Below are 18398 nucleotides of genomic sequence, written 5' to 3' on the forward strand. Positions count from 1 at the left end.
TCGCACATACTTGCGCGATTCCTCCCGATTTCTTCCTGCGTTAATGCTATTTAACGCGTCCGTTCAATTGGCTTCCTCGGACAGGAACTTGATGAGCACCAAGCGGGCTTTCTCCTCGGCTGTGAGCCCGTGATCATCATCGTAGATGTCCACTTCGTCGATGGCCTTGTCAATGTCGTCGGACTCGCTGCCGCGGAAATACTCGTAGATGTCCTCCATCTCGTCAGGATCCATGACATTCTCATCGTCGAGATAATAGTTCAGATTGACCTTCATGCCACTGTTCACGATGGTCTCTATTTCGTCGAGCAACTCGTCGAAATCGCAGCCTTGCGCATTGGCGATCTCGTCAAGCGGCACGCGTTTGTCGATAAGCTCAATGATTTTGAGCTTCTTGAGCGACTTGTTGGGCAAGCTGATGACGCGCATCATGTCAGTGCGCTGAATGCCGTTGTCCTCGCAATACTGCTTGATGAGATCGACAAAGGGCTTACCAAACTTGCGGGCCTTGCCCTGCCCCACCCCCTGGATTTGCAGCAGTTCCTCCATACAGGTGGGATAGCTGGTGGCCATGAGCGTGAGCGAGGCATCCTGAAAGATGACGTAGGGCGGCAGGTTGTGCCGGCGGGCCACGTCCTTGCGCAACTTCTTGAGCAGGGCATGCAGGTTCTCGTCGAGTGCGCTGGTGCCTCCGTCCGACGTTTCCTCCACATCGTCGAACTCGCGGTCGAGCACCACCATGAACGGTTTGGGACTCTTGAGATAGCCAAGTCCCTCGGGTGTGAGCTTCAGCAGACCATAGTTTTCCACGTCCTTGCGGATATAATGAGAAATCATGGCCTGACGGATGACCGGATGCCAGATACCGGGCATCTCCTCATTGATTTTGGCCCCGCCGCCAAATTCGGGCAGCTGGTCGTGCCCGTGACGCACAATGTTGTCGGTGGCACGGCCTTTTACAAAGTCTATAATATAGGGTTGGTCGAAGTTTTCCTTCACGGCGCGAACGGCGCTCAGCACCTCAACAAGCGCATCCTGCGCATCGCGCGGCTTCTGCGGATGCTTGCAATTGTCGCAGTTCCCACAGTCAGGCTTGGGATATTCCTCTCCGAAATAATGCAACAGGAACCTGCGACGGCACACCGAGGTCTCGGCATAGGCCTTGGTTTCCTCGAGCAACTGCCGCCCTATCTCCTTCTCTGCCTCGCCCTTGTTCTCCATGAACTTCTCCAACTTCTTCAGATCCTTGGGCGAATAGAAAGCGATGCAAATGCCCTCGCCGTCGTCGCGGCCGGCGCGGCCCGTCTCCTGATAGTAGCCTTCGAGGCTCTTGGGTATGTCGTAGTGGATGACAAACCGCACGTCGGGCTTGTCAATGCCCATGCCAAAGGCGATGGTAGCCACGATGACGTCGAGCTCCTCCTTGAGAAAGTCGTCCTGGGTCTTCGTGCGCAGCTCCGTGTCCAGCCCGGCATGATAGGGTGCTGCCTTGAAACCATTGAGCTGTAATTTCTTTGACAGCTCCTCCACTTTCTTGCGCGAGAGGCAATAGACGATGCCGCTCTTGCCCTCGTGTTGCCTCAGAAAGCGGATGATTTGGCTGTCGGTGTCTTCCTCGCTCACTTTCGGGCGCACTTCATAATACAGGTTGGGCCGGTTGAACGAGCTCTTGAAGTCGGGCGCATCCATGATGCCCAGGCTCTTCTTAATATCCGTACGCACCTTGTCGGTGGCCGTGGCGGTGAGCGCGATGACGGGCACCTTGTCCACATGTTGCTCACAAGCAATGCGGTCTATCGTGGGACGGATGTTGCGGTACTCGGGACGAAAGTCGTGTCCCCACTCCGATATGCAGTGGGCCTCATCAATGGCGTAGAACGAAATCTTGAACGAAGTGAAGAAAGCCAGGTTGTCTTCCTTGTTGAGCGACTCGGGAGCCACATAAAGCAGCTTGGTCTTGCCCGAATGAACGTCCTGCTCCACCTGGTTGATGGCGGCACGGTTGAGCGAGGAGTTGAGGAAGTGGGCCACACCGTCTTCCTCGGTAAGGCCATTGATGACGTCCACCTGATTCTTCATTAACGCAATGAGTGGCGACACGACGATGGCCGTGCCGTCCATAATCAGCGAGGGCAGCTGATAGCAGAGACTCTTCCCGCCGCCGGTGGGCATCAGCACAAACGTGTCGTTGCCCGCCATGAGGTTGCGGATGATGGCTTCCTGATCGCCTTTGAAAGCGTCAAAGCCGAAATAGTGCTTCAGTTGTTCGAGCAGGTTTACTTCCTGTGCCATTGTTGCGGTAGTTCAGATTGTTCGTCAGGCGGCGCGTCGGTCTACGGCGCATAGAGGGGTGAAGCGGAGCCGGCTCAAGCCGACTCCAGCTTCTGCAGACGGGCCTTGTCGAGCTGGGCCCGGGCAAAGTCGAGCGTCACCTCGAACTTCTTGATGCGCCGTGAGGGCACATCGTACATGGCATCCATGATAACAGCCTCCACGATAGAGCGCAGTCCGCGGGCCCCGAGCTTGTATTCCACAGCCTTATCGACGATAAAGTCGAGGGCGTCCTCGGCAAAGGTCAGGGCGATGTGATCCATCTCGAACAGCTTGACATACTGCTTGACGATGGAGTTCTTGGGCTCCACAAGGATGCGGCGCAGGGCCTTGCGGTCGAGCGGATTCAGATAGGTGAGCACCGGCACACGGCCGATGAGCTCGGGAATGAGTCCGAACGACTTCAGATCCTGCGGCATGATATACCTCATGAGGTCGCCCTTGTCGATGTTGCGTGTGTTCTGCACCGAGCTGTAGCCCACCACATGGGTATTGAGCCGCTGGGCGATCTTGCGCTCGATGCCGTCGAAAGCTCCGCCGCAGATGAAGAGGATGTTCTTCGTATCCACGTGGATGTACTCCTGGTCGGGATGCTTACGCCCGCCCTGCGGCGGGACATTGACCACCGTGCCCTCGAGCAACTTGAGCAGTCCCTGCTGCACACCCTCTCCGCTCACGTCGCGGGTGATGCTGGGATTGTCGCTCTTGCGGGCAATTTTATCTATCTCATCGATAAACACGATGCCGCGTTCAGCCGCCTTTACGTCGTAGTTGGCCACCTGGAGCAGGCGGCTCAGAATGCTCTCCACGTCCTCGCCCACGTAGCCGGCCTCGGTAAACACCGTGGCGTCGACGATGGTGAAAGGCACGTCGAGCAGCCGGGCGATGGTGCGGGCCAGCAGTGTCTTGCCCGTGCCGGTGGAGCCCACCATGATGATGTTACTCTTCTCAATCTCCACGCCATCGTCATCCTTGGGCTGCTGCAACCGCTTGTAGTGGTTGTACACGGCCACGGCCAGATAGCGTTTGGCCTCATCCTGCCCGATGATATACTCGTCCAGATAGCCCTTAATCTCTTTGGGCTTGGGCACTTTTTTCTTGGGTCGGTACGCCTTCTCGGTGTCTTCGCCCTCGGCTTCGCTCCCCAGCACGCCGCTCTGCTGCACAATATTGTAGGCCTGCGCGGCGCAGTCCTCACAGATATAGCCGTTCAGTCCGGTGATGAGCAGCCTTACCTGGTCTTCGTTTCTTCCGCAGAACGAACAAACTTTCTTTGCCATTGCTTCTTTCTTCTCCTTTGATTGCTTTCGGGTTATCGCTTATGCGGGGCATGTCTGCCCGCTCATTGCTTGCGGGCCAGCACGGTGTCGATCATACCATACTCCTTGGCTTCTTCGGCCGTCATCCAGTAGTTGCGGTCGCTGTCCTGCCATACTTTCTCGTAGGTCTGGTGCGAATGGTTGGAAATGATGGTATAAAGTTCTTTCTTGAACTTCTGAATCTCGCGGGCTTCAATCTCTATGTCCGAGGCCTGGCCCTGCACGCCGCCGAGCGGCTGGTGTATCATCACGCGGCCATGAGGCAGCGCCGAACGCTTGCCCTCGGCCCCTGCCACAAGCAGCACGGCAGCCATCGAGGCAGCCATACCCGTACAAATGGTGGCCACGTTACTGGTGATGAACTGCATGGTGTCGTAGATGCCCAGCCCGGCCGTCACGCTGCCACCGGGCGAGTTGATATAGATGGAGATGTCCTTGCCATTGTCCACCGAGTCGAGATAGAGCAACTGAGCCTGCAGGGTGTTGGCCGTATAGTCGTCGATCTCGGTTCCGAGGAAGATGATGCGGTCCATCATCAGACGCGAGAACACGTCCATCTGTGTCACATTGAGCTGTCGCTCTTCGAGGATATAGGGGTTGAGATACTGCGCCTGAGCCTTGACCACGTCGTCAATCACCATGCCGTTCATCCCCAAATGCCGGGTGGCATACTTTCTAAAATCGTTGTTCATGATTCCTTTCTTATTAAACTGCGAAAAGAGATTACCGACTCTTTTCCATGTATCAGTAACACAAAGTTACTAAAAAAAGTCGATAACCCCTTTCGCGAAGAGATTATTTTTTCTAAAAAAACGTTTTTACTCGCCCATCATCTTGTTGAAATCGTCGAGCGAGATGTGCTTCTCGTTCAGCTTCACCACGTTCTTGACGGCCTCCGTGAGCTTCACGTCGACGGCGCGATCCACGAAGTTCTGCACCGTTTCCTGCTTCTTGAGCAGCTCGTTGGCGTAGTTGTCCACATACTCCTCGGGCACGTTGCTCATGCCGTACTGGGCAAACTGCACGCGGGCGGTCTCGCGGGCGGCGTTCTTCACGTCGTCGTCGTTCACCTTCACGCCGGCCTTCTCGGAGAGCTTGCTGCGCATGAGGCTCCACGAGAGCTCCTTGAGGCTCGCCTCATAGTTCTTGTCGACGAACTCCTGGCCCTTGTCCTTGTTGTTCTGCAGCATGATGCGCTTGAGCAGAGCATCGGGATAAGTGAGCTGTCCCACCTTGTCTTCCACGTACTTGCGCACGTCGAGCAGGAACTTGTAATCGCTGTCGCGGCCGAGTTGCACCTTCAGACCCTCGCCGATCTTCCGGCGGAATTCCTCCTCGCTCTTCACAACGCCCTCGCCAAAGGTCTGGTCAAAGAGCTCCTGATCCACGGCATGGTTCTGGAAACGCTGGATTTGCGTGATCTGGTAACTGAAGTCACCCGTGTGTTCGGCCACCTCTTCTTTCTTGATTTTCAGCAGGGCCGAAATCTCTGTATCGCCTTCAGGATAGGCCTTGCGGGGGTTGAAGGTGATGATGTCGCCAGCCTTGGCCCCGTCGAAGAGCTTCTTCTGGTCGTCGGCCTTAATGTAGTTGGGCATCAGCACGGCCGCCTCGACGGTGAGACCGCCCTCCTTGGTGTTACCGTTCTCGTCGAGTTCGCGCAGGTCGCCCTTGAGCATGTCGCCCTCGGCATACGTCTCTGCATCCTCGTACTTGCCCGTGCGCGAGGCGAACATCTCCACCTGGCGGTTCACCAATTCGTCGTCCACGTCGATGCTGTAATAGTCGATGGTATCCTTGTCGGAGAGTTCAACGTCGAACTCCGGGGCAACAGCAATGTCGAACATGAACGTGTAGGGGCCGGCCTTCTCCAGGTCCTGGGGCTCCTGCTTCTCCGAGGCGAGGGGCTCGCCGAGCATCTGCACCTTGTTGTCGGCGATGTATTTCTGTATCTCGTTGCCAACGATCTTGTTGATGGCATCCATCTTGACCGAGGCGCCGAACTGGCGCTTAATCATGCCCATCGGAGCCTGACCGGGACGGAAACCGGGCACATTGGCTTTCCTGCGATAGTCCTTCAGTGTCTTTTCCACGTCGTTCTTGTAGTCATCTTCTTCGACAGTGATGGTCAACAGGGCATTGATCTTGTCGGGGTTCTCAAACGAAACTTTCATCTTTTGTCTTTACTATTTTGTTTATTTTTGATTGATCGTAAGGGGGTTACAGCAATTCGGAACGCAAAATTACTGATATTTTGCGAATATACCTAATATAACAAATGAAAATTTGTTTTTTTAACGCAGCTATTTCCGGTTATTCCAATCGCCTTTCTTTCCCATTCACCTTGTAACTTCGGTTTCTGTTGCCTCCACAAGCCACGATTTGATTTGCCTCTATCAGCTTCTGCAGATAATACCGCGACTGCGTCATACTCAGCCGAAACGCCTGTGCGACCTCAGCCGTCTTCACCTCTCCCCACCCGTTGATAAAAGCCAATATCTGTGCCATCTTATCCGCGTTTTTATCAACGGACGGCCCGTTTATCAACGGATTATCAGCGGATGGAGCTTTTACCAGCGGTTTACCAAACTGAATATCCAGCGTTGTCCTGTCTGGATCGAGGGAAACTCGGCAGCTCATTTCAGCGTGAAGCTCCTCCCGTAAAGCCGAAATGGCATCGGGCATTCCACTGCCAGCCCGATCGCCAATGCCCACCAGACTAAACATGCGCATGACCATACTGTTGCGCGGATCCGACACGCCGCCCTCAAGAGCCACATCAAGACTCACCCGCATGTCCCCGGGATTGGCTATCCGTATGCCCGAGGGCGCATTGACAACTACGAATCCCCGACGACCAAAATAGTCGCCGTGCGCCAAGGCGTTGAGCAAAAGCTCCCTTATGGCCAGATGTGTACGAGGTTCGTCTATACGGTTCACGCCGCCATCTACGGCAAAAGGAACCGGCAAATTTTGCCTTAGACGAGGATATACACGCCAGAAAAAGTCGTAGATATTTCCGCTCCAGTCGCCCGAACTGGACACCAAACGATGTGTCCATCTGACACCGGGGTCGAACTCTTCCCGATAATCCAGATAGTATTGGGGGAGTTCTTGCAGTATCTCAAAGTCGAAACCAAACATCAAGAGCCCGGCCAAAGTAGGATGAAAACGCAGGTCTTCGCCCGACCATTGCACCGCCCCGATGTGACGAAGAAACTGTTCGTTGTCCAGCTGATTCCAGACATGACTGGGATGGAAAGCCTTAAAACGTCCTCGATAGTCGATTATGGTCTCTCTGCAAAACGCGTCAATCTCTTTGGAAACCAGAACCTTTCTATCCATTGTTACCTCGGAAGCATCGCGATACATGGCTGAAATCTGCTCCTTGTTACAATGGTAATCGCCTTCAAAGTTTCTGCGATAGGAACCGCTTTCAGGGTTTTTGTTAAGATAGACCGGACGTAGACTGCGGTCAGCTCTCGGCACTTCGACTACGATGATATCCTTGCCATCCACCCGCTCTGCATATACCATGCGCTCTGTTAGAATATTGACACTGACCTTCTGCGGATTGTTCACCGTGTTCCAAATGTCCCGAATATAGGTTTGTGGAGCATCCACTCCTGTCACCATCAACTGATGATTCCGCGTCTCGTCCACACCCAGCAGAATCACTCCACCCTCTGTATTGGCAAAAGCGCTGTAGGTTTCCCACATGGAATGCGGCACCCCGCCCCGGGCACGCTTGGCTTCCAGCCTGTTGTTTTCCCGAAGCGACGCTATTTGTTGCAGGTCGAAAGGTTCACGGCTCATCTTGCAGTCTTTTTAGATTACCTCCCCTCCACGTAGCGAATGTCCTCGTCGTTGGGCTTGAACTTGCGGTAGACGAAGTTCTCGCTCAGGTAGTGCTTGCGCACAGTGGGGTCTGCAGCGATGTCCTCGGGCAGGCCCTTGAAGAGGATGCGCCCCTCGAAGAGCAGGTAGGCGCGGTCGGTGATGGAGAGCGTCTCCTGCACATTGTGATCGGTGATGAGGATGCCGATGTTGTGATATTTCAGCCGCCACACGATGTGCTGTATGTCTTCCACGGCAATGGGGTCCACGCCGGCAAAGGGTTCGTCGAGCATAATGAACTTCGGGTCGATGGCCAGGCAGCGGGCTATCTCCGTGCGCCGGCGCTCGCCGCCCGAGAGCTGGTCGCCCTTGTTCTTGCGCACCTTGCCCAGACGAAACTCTGTTATGAGGCTCTCCAGCTTGTCGAGCTGGTACTGGCGCGGCTTGTCGGTCATCTCGAGCACCGACATGATGTTGTCCTCCACGCTCATCTTGCGGAACACGCTGGCCTCCTGGGGCAGGTAGCCGATGCCGGCGCGCGCGCGCTTGTAGACGGGATAGTCGGTGATTTCGTAGTCGTCGATATAGACGTGGCCCTCGTTGGGCACCACGAGGCCGGTGGTCATGTAGAACGAGGTGGTCTTGCCGGCGCCGTTGGGGCCCAGCAGCCCCACGATTTCGCCCTGCTTCACGTTGTAGGTCACGCCGTTGGCCACGGTGCGTGCACCGTAGCGTTTCACCAGTCCCTCGGCACGCAGCACGGCACCCGCAGTCCCTGCAGGCGCCACATTCAGGTTGTTTTCGTTCATGTCGTTTGTTTTGGTTGCAAATGTACGAAAATTCAACGGAACAAGCGCAACTTGCTCCTTTTTTCGTGTTGCGGGGCCCGTGGCGGTTCCGCTGCGGCATGCACGCGCGACCGTCACACCGCAGACGCGTTGCGATTGCGCCGTGGACGCGCCACGATTACGCCGCAGACGGACGGCGATTGCCCGGCAAACGCACCGCCCCCTGCCGCCCGGCAGCATGGGCGCAGCAGGCTGCCGGCGGTTCCTCACCCATTCGGCGAGGGAAAAGCATTAGCCTTAAAAAAGCAAAAAGCGGCCGGGGATTGGCCGTTTATCGACGGTTTTTGCTTAATTTTGCACCAATGATTATCATGAAACTTCTGCTGAAGTGGCTCACCACATTCGGCAAATACCTGATTCTGATAGGGCGCTCGTTCTCGCGTCCCGAGCGCATGCGCATGTTCATGAAGCAGTATGTGAAAGAGATGTCGCAGCTCGGCGTCGACTCCATCGGCATCGTGCTGCTCATCAGCTTCTTTATCGGGGCCGTGATCTGTATCCAAATGAAGGTGAACATCCAGAGCCCCTGGATGCCGCGATGGGTGACAGGCTACACCACGCGCGAGATTATGCTGCTGGAATTCTCCAGCTCGATCATGTGTCTGATTCTGGCCGGCAAGGTGGGTTCCAACATCGCCTCGGAGCTGGGCACCATGCGGGTGACGCAGCAGATAGACGCCCTCGACATCATGGGCGTGAACTCGGCCAGCTATCTCATCCTGCCCAAGATTATGGGACTGGTAACCATCATGCCTTTCCTGGTGGTGTTCTCCTCGGCCATGGGCATCATGGGCGCGTATGCCACGGCCTATCTCGGCCACATGATGTCGCCCGACGACCTCACAGCGGGCATGCACCACTCGTTCAACCAGTGGTTTGTGTGGATGAGTATCATCAAGAGCCTGTGCTTCGCTTTCATCATTGCCAGCGTGTCGTCGTTCTTCGGCTACACGGTGGAGGGCGGCTCGGTGGAGGTGGGCAAGGCCTCGACCGACGCCGTAGTGAGCAGCAGCGTCCTCATCCTGTTCTCAGACGTGTTCCTAACACAGTTGCTTTCGTGAGCCCAGCCCCCCTAAGTTAGGGGGTTGGGGGTCTGGACAACGCGTCAGCCCACAATCACTTCACGCCAAACACCTCTCTCCCGCACCATGTCCGACTCCAATCCCATCTACACCAAGGACCTCAGACGACAGTTGAGACGCGATGCCACTTCGTGCGAACTCTTGCTATGGCACTACATCAAAGGCCGCCAGATCGAGGGGCTGAAGTTCAGACGGCAACATGGCTACGGCCCCTATGTGATGGACTTCTTCTGTACGGAGCTGCGATGGTGTGTCGAGGTGGATGGCAAAATACACGACACGCCGGAGAACCGACAGAAAGATGCCGACCGTACCGGCTACCTGAACCAGCAAGGTATCACGGTTACGCGGATGAAGAACGAAGAACTGGAGAACGGCGTGCAGGGTGTTGTGGAGCGACTACACGAAACAGCCATGCAACTGGCTGCCGACAAACACATACAACTGCCCCTCGGAAGAGGAGGCACAAGGATAAAGAAAGAAAAAAAAGACCCGGTTTCCGGGGATATATCATAATGGGTTGGGGCGTACGGAAGAGCCATACAAAGGCTGCTCAGACCCCCAACCCCCTAACTTAGGGGGCTATGATCGAAGTTAAACACCTGACCAAATCGTTCGAGGACAAGACGGTCCTGAATGACATTAACGCCGTGTTCGAGACCGGCAAGACCAATCTGATTATCGGACAGAGCGGTTCGGGAAAGACCGTGCTTGTGAAAAACATCGTGGGACTGCTCGAGCCGACAAGCGGAGAGATACGCTACGACGGCCGCAATTTCGTCACCATGAGCAAGCGCGAACGCGTGATGATGCGCCGCGAGATGGGCATGATCTTCCAGAGTGCGGCCCTTTTCGACTCGCTCTCGGTGCTGGAGAACGTGCAGTTCCCGCTCGACATGTTCTCGACCATGAACTACCGCGAACGCGTGAAGCGGGCGCAGGAGTGCCTGGAACGCGTGAACCTGCTCGACGCGCAGCACAAGTTTCCCGGAGAAATATCGGGCGGCATGCAGAAACGCGTGGCCATCGCCCGGGCCATCGTGCTGAACCCGAAATACCTCTTCTGTGACGAACCCAACTCGGGACTCGACCCCAAGACCTCGCTTGTCATCGACAAGCTGCTCTCGGGCATCACGAAAGAATACAATATTACCACCATCATCAACACCCACGACATGAACTCGGTGATGGGTATCGGCGAGAACATCATCTTTATCTACAAAGGACGCAAAGAGTGGCAGGGCAACAAAGACCAGGTAATGGGCGCCACCAACAAGCGGCTCAACGACCTGGTCTTCGCCTCCGACCTCTTCCGCAAGGTGAAAGAGGTGGAAATGGAAGAGGAGGAACGAGGATAAAAACCAAGAAAGGCCAAAACACAGCGGCGGAGCAACCCCTTGAGGATTGCTCCGCCGCTGTGTTTCAGCGCATGTACCACACGCCCCTGTGCTCCACCATCGGCACAAGCACCTGCTCGGTGGTCTTGTCGCCATAGACGAAGAGCAGGTAGACCTGGGCCACATGGCGGGCGGTGTCGGCCGTGGCCGAGACGTAGCGCACCTCACGGAGTCCGCCGTGCTCCTGCTGTTGCTGCCCCATGAACATCTGCATGTTGGTGACGAGCTGGTCGCGATAGGAGGCTGGGATGGAGTCGGGCAGGTAACGCCCGTCGACAAACTGGTCGTAGTGGCCCTGCAGCAACCGGTCATAATAGATCTTGGCAGCGTGGCCGGCAATGTCGGCCGGCGAGGGGCCTTGGGAGCCGCAAGCGCAGACGAAGACCAGAAGCCACAGCCATGGGAACAGCCGCACCATCACTTCTTGCGGATAAACACGTTGATGGGGCAGCCGTGCATCGACCAGTTCTCGCGAATCTTGTTCTCCAGGAACCGGCGATAGTTCTCCTTGATGTACTGCGGCAGGTTGGCATAGAACACGAACGAGGGTATCTGCGTGTTGGGCAGCTGCGAGCAATACTTGATCTTGATGTACTTGCCCTTGATGGACGGTGGCGGCGTCTGCTCGATGATGGGCAGCATCACCTCGTTGAGCTTGGTGGTGCCGATGCGGGTCTCACGGTTGACGTAGACCTGCTTGGCCATCTCGAGCACCTTGAAGATGCGCTGCTTGGTGAGGGCCGAGGCGAAGACGATGGGGAAATCGACAAACGGCGCCATGCGTTCGCGGATGGCATTCTCGAAAGTCTTGATGACTTTCTGGTCTTTGTCCTGCACAAGATCCCACTTGTTCACCACCACCACGAGGCTCTTGTTGTTCTTCTGGATGAGCTGGAAGATGTTCATGTCCTGAGCTTCGATGCCACGGGTGGCGTCGATCATGAGGATACAGACGTCGCTGTTCTCTATAGCACGGATGCTGCGCATGACGCTGTAGAACTCCAAATCCTCGGTGACCTTATTCTTGCGACGGATGCCGGCCGTGTCGACCAAGTAGAAATCGAAGCCGAACTTGTCGAACCGGGTGTAGATGCTGTCGCGTGTGGTGCCGGCAATCTCGGTTACGATGTTGCGGTCTTCGCCAATGAAAGCGTTGATGATGCTCGACTTTCCGGCATTGGGACGCCCCACGACGGCAAAGCGGGGAATGTCTTCCTGTATCTCTTCACGGTTCTCAGCCGGCAGACTGGCAAGGATGACGTCGAGCAAATCGCCCGTGCCGCCACCCGTGGCGGCACTGATGCAGTGGGGCTCGCCCAGGCCCAGCTTGTAGAACTCGGCGGCCACATAGGCCTCGCCACTGTTGTCCACCTTGTTGGCCACAAGGATGACGGGCAGCTTGGCACGGCGCAGGATGAGGGCAACGTCCTCGTCCCAATCGGTGAGCCCCGTCTCCACGTCGACAAGAAAGAGAATGAGGTCGGCCTCGTCGGAGGCAATGCGCACCTGCTGGCGAATGGCGTCCTCGAAAATATCATCGGACTTGACAACCCATCCGCCGGTGTCCACCACGGAAAACTCCTTGCCGTTCCAGCTGCACTTGCCGTATTGGCGGTCGCGCGTGGTGCCGGCCACATCGCTCACGATGGCGTGGCGGGTCTGGGTCAGTCGGTTGAAAAGCGTAGACTTGCCCACGTTCGGGCGGCCTACTATCGCTACTAAATTTGCCATATTGTATAGGGGTTAAAGAAGTTAAGGGAGTTCAAGAAGTTAAAGGACATTATCCCCGCCGCTCCAGTAACTCCTTTTCCCATCACTTCATAGCGTGATACTACTGCGGGTTATATCCAAAATTGTTGAGCTCTTTCTGAGAATTGCGCCAGTCCTTGTCTACCTTGACAAAGACTTCGAGGAATATCTTCTTGCCAAAGAACGTCTCCAAGCTCTTGCGGGCCTCGGTGGACACTTTCTTCAGGGCCGTGCCTTGATGACCGATGATGATGCCCTTTTGCGAATCGCGCTCCACATAGATGACGGTATTGATGTGGATGTGGCGATCGTCTTCCTTGAACCGCTCCACGGCCACCTCGACGGCATAGGGAATCTCCTTGTCGTAATAGCGGAGAATCTTCTCGCGGATAATCTCGGAAACAAAGAATTTGGCGGGCTTGTCGGTAAGCTGGTCTTTCTCAAAATAAGCCGGACTCTCGGGCAGCAACTCGGCAATGCGCTTCATCAGCATGTCGGTGCCAAACTTGTTCTTGGCCGAAATCGGCAGAATTTCGGCATTGGGGAGCAGACTGTGCCACTTGTCCACAGCGGCGACCAGCTTCTGTTGGTCGCTTTCGTCTATCTTGTTGATAAGCAAAATGACGGGAATGGTCATGGATTTCACCTTGTCGAGGAAGTCCATGTTCTTCTCGGGGTTCTCCACCACGTCGGTCACATAGAGCAGGATGTCGGCATCGGCAAGGGCCGACTCCGAGAAAGCCAGCATCATTTCCTGCATCTTGTAGTTGGGTTTGAGCACTCCGGGAGTGTCGGAGAACACAATCTGCATGTCGGGCGTGTTGACAATGCCCATGATACGGTGGCGTGTGGTCTGGGCCTTGAACGTGGCTATGCTGATCTTTTCGCCTACAAGCTGGTTCATCAGTGTGGACTTGCCCACATTGGGATTGCCCACTATATTTACAAAACCTGCCTTGTGCATATTCGACTTTTTAGTTAAACGTGAAGCTCAAGAACAAAAAAACGCATTCTTTTAAGCGTGAAAGATGCGTTTTTCTGTCTGGATGGTGCGAAGTGTTACTTGCTGTCTGCCACGGAAGCTCCGTCATAGCCCCATTTATAATAGGAGGCACCATGAACAAAGCCTGCGCCAAAGGCAGTCAGAATAACATTGTCGCCTTTCTTCAGTTTGGCCTCATTGTCCCAAAGGGCCAATGGAATGGTGGCCGAACTGGTGTTGCCATAGTGGTCGATATTGATCATCACTTTCTCCAGCGGCAAGTCCGCACGCTTGGCTACGGCCTCGATAATGCGGAGATTGGCCTCATGAGGGATAACCCACTGCACATCACTGGGTTGCATCTGGTTGCGAGTGAGGATTTCTTCTATGTCGTCACCCATGTCGGTCACGGCATGACGGAACACGTTGCGGCCCTCCTGATAGATGTAATGCAGATGATGGTCAATGGTGAAGTGTGACGGTGGGCAAACACTTCCTCCGGCTTTCATGTGAAGGAAAGGAAGACCTTTGCCGTCGGTGCGCAGGTAAGAGTCCTGCAGACCGATGCCCTCTTCCTCGGTACCCTCGACGAGCACTGCACCCGCTCCATCGCCGAAGAGGACGCAAGTCTGGCGGTCGGTATAGTCAACCACCGAAGACATCTTCTCGGCCGAGATGACAATAATCTTATGATAACGGCCACTCTGAATCATTGCCGATGCGGTATCCATGGCATAGAGGAAGCCACAGCAAGCGCAAGAAACGTCAAAGGCGTGAGCATTCTTCAATCCCAACTTGCCCAGTACGATGCTGGCCGTAGAAGGGAACATGTAGTCAGGGGTGGTAGTGGAAACTATCAGTGCATCAATGGTGTCAGGATCAACGCCCGTCTTCTGCAACAGCTGCTTGGCCGCCTTGCGGCCCATGTAACTGCTTCCAAGGCCTTCCTCTTTCAGGATTCGGCGCTCCTTGATGCCCACACGTGTTGTGATCCACTCATCACTGGTGTCTACCATGCGCGACAACTCCTCGTTGGTGAGGATATAGTCGGGCACATATCCACCAATACCCGTGATGGTAGCGTTAATCTTGCCCATTATTCAGCAGCTTCCTTAACGATAGCAACCTTGCCGCGATAATATCCGCAAGTGGGACATACGGTATGGTACACATAGTAAGCACCGCAGTTGGGGCAAACGGCCAACGTGGGGGCAACTGCCTTGTCGTGAGTTCTTCTCTTGAGTGTACGAGTCTTTGACTGTCTTCTTTTAGGATGTGCCATAATTTTTTAATGTTTTAATATTTTATTCTTTTAATTTTAAAAGTGCAGCCCATCGGGAATCCATAGCCTCCTGCACATCACCAGCACCGCTTCGGGCGGCTGAATGCTCTTCGAGAATCTTCATCATGGCAGGGTTGCATTTTCCAGGTGCATGCACATGCCTGAGTGGGATGCCGAGCTCTATAAATTCATAAATAAGCCACGCCACGTCGAGTATTCCTTCATCCTCGCGAACTGTGACGAGCTCATCGTCTTCTGAGCTTTTTTCTCCAAACTTTGCCACGAGATGATTGTCCGTGGAGATGGGCTGCTCCATTTCCTCCAAGCAGAGGTCGCAGACCACCATGACAGAGCCTTCGGTATGGAAATCCATGTCGAAGAGACCCTCGACACGATGTACGTTCAGAGTAGTATGAAGATGACCGCTCCTCACTGTCTGGGCCTCAATGGCCTCGAAGTAAGAATCGTCCAAGTCAAAGTCGAAGATATTGTTACCCTCGGCCAGTCCGTGCAAATCTATCTTAAACTGCTCTAAATTAGACATATCCACGCTTTGGGCTGCAAAGTTACGACTTTTTTCCGATAATAAGCCAACTTCACGGGAAAAAAGTTTCCACCAAACGTACAAGTTTACTGATTTGTAGCGGCCATGATGGAGCGTAGGCTGCCCATTTCGTCACGACTTGCGGAGCTCTATACAAAAGGTTGTGCCGCGTCCTATCTCAGAATTCCTGACATAGATTTTACCTCGATGATAGTCCTCTACAATACGCCGGGCCAGGCTCAGCCCTAAGCCCCACCCGCGCTCCTTGGTTGTAAAGCCGGGACGAAATACATTGCCTATGTCTTTCTTGCGAATCCCTTTACCAGTGTCTGAGACTTCTATCATAGCCCGGCTATTAGTCTCGCCCACCCGTAAGGTAATGATACCGCCATCTGCTCCCATAGCATCAACTGCATTCTTGGAAAGGTTTTCAATAACCCATTCAAACAACGAGGGATTAAGATTAACGATTACATCGTGTGCGGGCAAATCTTTGACCAGACTTATATTTTTGCTGGTGCGGTGATCCATGTACTCAATGACATGGTCGAGTACATCATTGAGGCTGGTAGGAACAAGTCTTGGATTCGAGCCTATCTTGGAAAAACGGTCTGCAATGAGCTGCAGTCGGCGCACGTCCTTGTCTAACTCTGGAATAAGGCCGTCGCTCGGATAACTCTCTTTGAGAATCTCTACCCACGCCATTAGACTGGAAATGGGTGTCCCCAGCTGGTGTGCAGTCTCTTTGGAAAGACCCACCCACACCTTATTCTGCTCCGCACGCTTGGAAGTAAGCAAAGCAAAAATGGCAATCACCACAAAAATCAAGACTATGCCTAATTGGATAAAAGGATAGACCGCCAGACGCTTCAGCATCACCGATTCATCATAACACACATCTATATAATCATGCGTATGTTCTCCAAGCCCAATGCGAATATTCTTATGTTCGGCAAGCAACCGTTTGCCCATGGCTTCTATCTCTGCAATGCTGTCTTGGTGAGCACCGGTCTTCAAAGCTATATTTCTGAATTCTGTCACGTTCCCCTGTGCATCCAGTACGATAACAGGTATAGAATTGTTGTCGTTCAACACCTTGAGTACAAGGTTCAGGTCTGTATTTGTATCGGCATTATTCAGCGTGCGCATAGCCTCCGCCCAAACCGCCATCCTGTGCCTTTCCTGTTCTTTCAAGTCCTGGGTCAGAAAATGCGAAACCAATAGCGATGCGACAGCTATCAAGATAGCCGCAAGAATCAGGAATATCTTTACTTGTCGTATCCGGTCTGTCCATTGCATGATATTCATACTAACGTCACACCTTAATTATTATTGCTCCCCGACTCTCCCATTACCCTACCTGATACTCCCCAACCATCCTCCCAATTCTTCTATAATATTTCTAACAAGCTGTCATCTCCTACTCGACCCTGCCATCTCCTAAATAGTCTATCCCACCTTATAACAACCTATTCTCTCTTATCTTTCCCTCTGCTCTCTCAGAATGTGTGCTCTCTCGTCGACCACTCATCTTCCGAGAAAAGTCCTATTTTAAACAAGGCCTTTTCGTCTCCACTCGAGCCCCCGAAAAGGTTGCCCTTGTATTGGGTAATCAGATTGCGGCGAACGGGCACTTCGTCAAAGGTTTTCTGTGCCACAACGTTGGCACCCGCATCATGAGCTGTCACCTGCATCTTCAGTGAACCGGTATCACTTCGAGGGAAAGTGTAGACCTCGAACGTTGCTGGCTGGCCCACCATGTCCGACGTAACCGCCCGCGTCTCCGTCTGCCTGGAGCTCACACATCCCACTCCATTCAAGGCGTCGAAAGTAGAGCTTCCACCCGTATAGTAGAATCGAAGCATTGTGACACGAGACGGGACTGTGTCCGAAGTCACCAAGCGGAACATCGCAACGGCACGTCTCAACGAGAGGCTACGCGACACGCTACCCTCAACAGTAAACTCCTCTGTAGCATAAAAGGTATCGGTCACCTTTCCGTCAAACGAGATCTTTGCAGGGTCGGTCATCACAGGAGCCTTGGCACCATTGTGAGCTATCACGACCACGCGATAGGCACCCGGGCGGAGCGACAGCTGGAAACTACCGTAGTCGGCATCCTTAGACTCCTGATTCATCTGCACTGTCTTAGTCCCTCCCTGATAGACAGCTAAGCTAAGATGGCTACATGAGGCTCCAACATCTGTACCGCGTGACTGCACCGGCCCGGCAAACGGCGTCTGCTCCAAATCCGACACTCGGAATTCCACGGGCATCTTGCCATCCTGCCCATCAGGCTGATCCACGTCATTAATGGCCACTTTCTGGCAACCAAACGTCATCCCACATAGTATGACAGCACAAAGCCACGCCACACATGTTCTCAGCCTACACATGCCGACCATACTTGTCCAACACTTGTTCGTACAAGTTCCACGGCCGTTACGGTCGGTCCTGCACCTTTCCATCTCAATTCCATTGTGGTTCATATTATCAAAAGATTAGTAAATAATGTTGCAAATATAGCCTTTTTATGGTTATACCAACGCAAGAAAAACGAAAAATAAAAGTAGGAGCATTATTTTTTTACAAGGGAAAACAGATTTCCTATCCCATAGTAGGCCTATCACCTCCTATAAATTCCTATCTTGGCCTATAAATTCCTATCATCCCCTACCCCTGCCTATCACCTCCTATCATTACCTATCCCCGCCTATAATTGCCTATCACCTCCTATTATCACCTCCCTCCCCCACCAAAAAAGTCCCCCGCCCACACTTCCTGTGGACGGGGAACCAAAAAGCAGGCAGCTCCCTACTCTCCCGCATTGCATTGCAGTACCATCGGCGCAGACGGGCTTAACTTCTCTGTTCGGAATGGGAAGAGGTGGGACACCGCCGCAACAGCCACCAAAAATAACGAATGACCATCGGCACAAGGCAGGACTGAAAAAGAAAAACAAAGACATGCGCCCGGACACCGCATCAAAGCGGGACAGGGAACGCCACGGCTGAAAAAATGGGGCCC

17 protein-coding genes and 1 rRNA gene are annotated in these 18398 nt (G+C 54.0%); 3 read left to right on the forward strand and 15 right to left on the reverse strand.

What is annotated here, in order from left to right; all coding sequences use genetic code 11:
- Positions 1-63: 63 nt before the first annotated feature.
- The 6 genes from recQ to lptB all read right to left on the reverse strand — a co-directional run bounded on the left by recQ (position 64) and on the right by lptB (position 8296).
- Complete coding sequence (gene recQ / locus L888_RS0107045) at positions 64-2292, reverse strand: DNA helicase RecQ (RefSeq protein WP_005844841.1); 2229 nt, start codon at positions 2290-2292, stop codon at positions 64-66.
- A gap of 74 nt (positions 2293-2366) precedes the next feature.
- Positions 2367-3611 (reverse strand): ATP-dependent Clp protease ATP-binding subunit ClpX, encoded by a 1245-nt coding sequence (gene clpX / locus L888_RS0107050; protein WP_027952388.1) that lies wholly within the window; start codon positions 3609-3611, stop codon positions 2367-2369.
- 62 nt (positions 3612-3673) lie between these two features.
- Positions 3674-4342: an ATP-dependent Clp endopeptidase proteolytic subunit ClpP gene (gene clpP, locus L888_RS0107055; RefSeq protein ID WP_027952389.1), complete on the reverse strand. Its 669-nt coding sequence runs from the start codon at positions 4340-4342 to the stop codon at positions 3674-3676.
- A 126-nt stretch (positions 4343-4468) separates the two neighbouring features.
- Positions 4469-5824 carry a trigger factor gene (gene tig, locus L888_RS0107060; protein ID WP_027952390.1) on the reverse strand — a complete coding sequence of 452 codons (1356 nt, stop codon included), beginning with the start codon at positions 5822-5824 and terminating at the stop codon, positions 4469-4471.
- A 139-nt stretch (positions 5825-5963) separates the two neighbouring features.
- Positions 5964-7466 (reverse strand): RNA-binding domain-containing protein, encoded by a 1503-nt coding sequence (locus tag L888_RS0107065; protein ID WP_027952391.1) that lies wholly within the window; start codon positions 7464-7466, stop codon positions 5964-5966.
- A gap of 17 nt (positions 7467-7483) precedes the next feature.
- Positions 7484-8296 (reverse strand): LPS export ABC transporter ATP-binding protein, encoded by an 813-nt coding sequence (gene lptB, locus L888_RS0107070; RefSeq protein ID WP_044248880.1) that lies wholly within the window; start codon positions 8294-8296, stop codon positions 7484-7486.
- 341 nt (positions 8297-8637) lie between these two features.
- On the opposite strand from lptB, the gene L888_RS0107075 reads away from it, so the two are divergent.
- The 3 genes from L888_RS0107075 to L888_RS0107085 all read left to right on the forward strand — a co-directional run bounded on the left by L888_RS0107075 (position 8638) and on the right by L888_RS0107085 (position 10775).
- Entirely contained in the window at positions 8638-9396 is a 759-nt protein-coding gene (locus L888_RS0107075) for an MlaE family ABC transporter permease (protein WP_027952393.1), read from the forward strand.
- An 87-nt stretch (positions 9397-9483) separates the two neighbouring features.
- Positions 9484-9933 carry an endonuclease domain-containing protein gene (locus L888_RS13465; RefSeq protein WP_245594841.1) on the forward strand — a complete coding sequence of 150 codons (450 nt, stop codon included), beginning with the start codon at positions 9484-9486 and terminating at the stop codon, positions 9931-9933.
- Between the two features lie 68 nt (positions 9934-10001).
- Positions 10002-10775 carry an ABC transporter ATP-binding protein gene (locus L888_RS0107085; RefSeq protein WP_005844857.1) on the forward strand — a complete coding sequence of 258 codons (774 nt, stop codon included), beginning with the start codon at positions 10002-10004 and terminating at the stop codon, positions 10773-10775.
- 64 nt (positions 10776-10839) lie between these two features.
- On the opposite strand, the gene L888_RS0107090 is transcribed toward L888_RS0107085, so the two are convergent.
- From L888_RS0107090 to rrf, 9 genes are all read right to left on the reverse strand, one after another.
- Positions 10840-11232: a hypothetical protein gene (locus tag L888_RS0107090; protein ID WP_027952394.1), complete on the reverse strand. Its 393-nt coding sequence runs from the start codon at positions 11230-11232 to the stop codon at positions 10840-10842.
- The gene (gene der, locus L888_RS0107095) at positions 11232-12545 is read right to left on the reverse strand and encodes a ribosome biogenesis GTPase Der (protein WP_005844861.1); all 1314 of its coding nucleotides are present in this window, start codon (positions 12543-12545) and stop codon (positions 11232-11234) included. Before der ends, L888_RS0107090 begins: the two co-directional genes overlap by 1 nt.
- 100 nt (positions 12546-12645) lie before the next feature.
- Positions 12646-13527 (reverse strand): GTPase Era, encoded by an 882-nt coding sequence (gene era / locus L888_RS0107100; protein ID WP_027952395.1) that lies wholly within the window; start codon positions 13525-13527, stop codon positions 12646-12648.
- Between the two features lie 95 nt (positions 13528-13622).
- Complete coding sequence (locus tag L888_RS0107105) at positions 13623-14642, reverse strand: beta-ketoacyl-ACP synthase III (protein WP_005844865.1); 1020 nt, start codon at positions 14640-14642, stop codon at positions 13623-13625.
- Positions 14642-14827 carry a 50S ribosomal protein L32 gene (rpmF, locus tag L888_RS14055; protein WP_006848356.1) on the reverse strand — a complete coding sequence of 62 codons (186 nt, stop codon included), beginning with the start codon at positions 14825-14827 and terminating at the stop codon, positions 14642-14644. The genes L888_RS0107105 and rpmF overlap by 1 nt, the downstream gene beginning before the upstream one ends.
- A gap of 22 nt (positions 14828-14849) precedes the next feature.
- Entirely contained in the window at positions 14850-15371 is a 522-nt protein-coding gene (locus L888_RS0107110) for a YceD family protein (protein ID WP_015298526.1), read from the reverse strand.
- Between the two features lie 132 nt (positions 15372-15503).
- Complete coding sequence (locus tag L888_RS0107115; RefSeq protein ID WP_015298527.1) at positions 15504-16670, reverse strand: sensor histidine kinase; 1167 nt, start codon at positions 16668-16670, stop codon at positions 15504-15506.
- Between the two features lie 200 nt (positions 16671-16870).
- On the reverse strand, positions 16871-17713 hold the full coding sequence (locus L888_RS0107120; RefSeq protein ID WP_052323286.1) for a FimB/Mfa2 family fimbrial subunit: 843 nt from the start codon (positions 17711-17713) through the stop codon (positions 16871-16873).
- 459 nt (positions 17714-18172) lie between these two features.
- Positions 18173-18285, reverse strand: a 5S ribosomal RNA gene (rrf, locus tag L888_RS0107125).
- Between the last annotated feature and the right edge of the window lie 113 nt (positions 18286-18398).

It is taken from the genome of Hallella seregens ATCC 51272 (assembly GCF_000518545.1).
GTDB lineage: Bacteria > Bacteroidota > Bacteroidia > Bacteroidales > Bacteroidaceae > Prevotella > Prevotella seregens.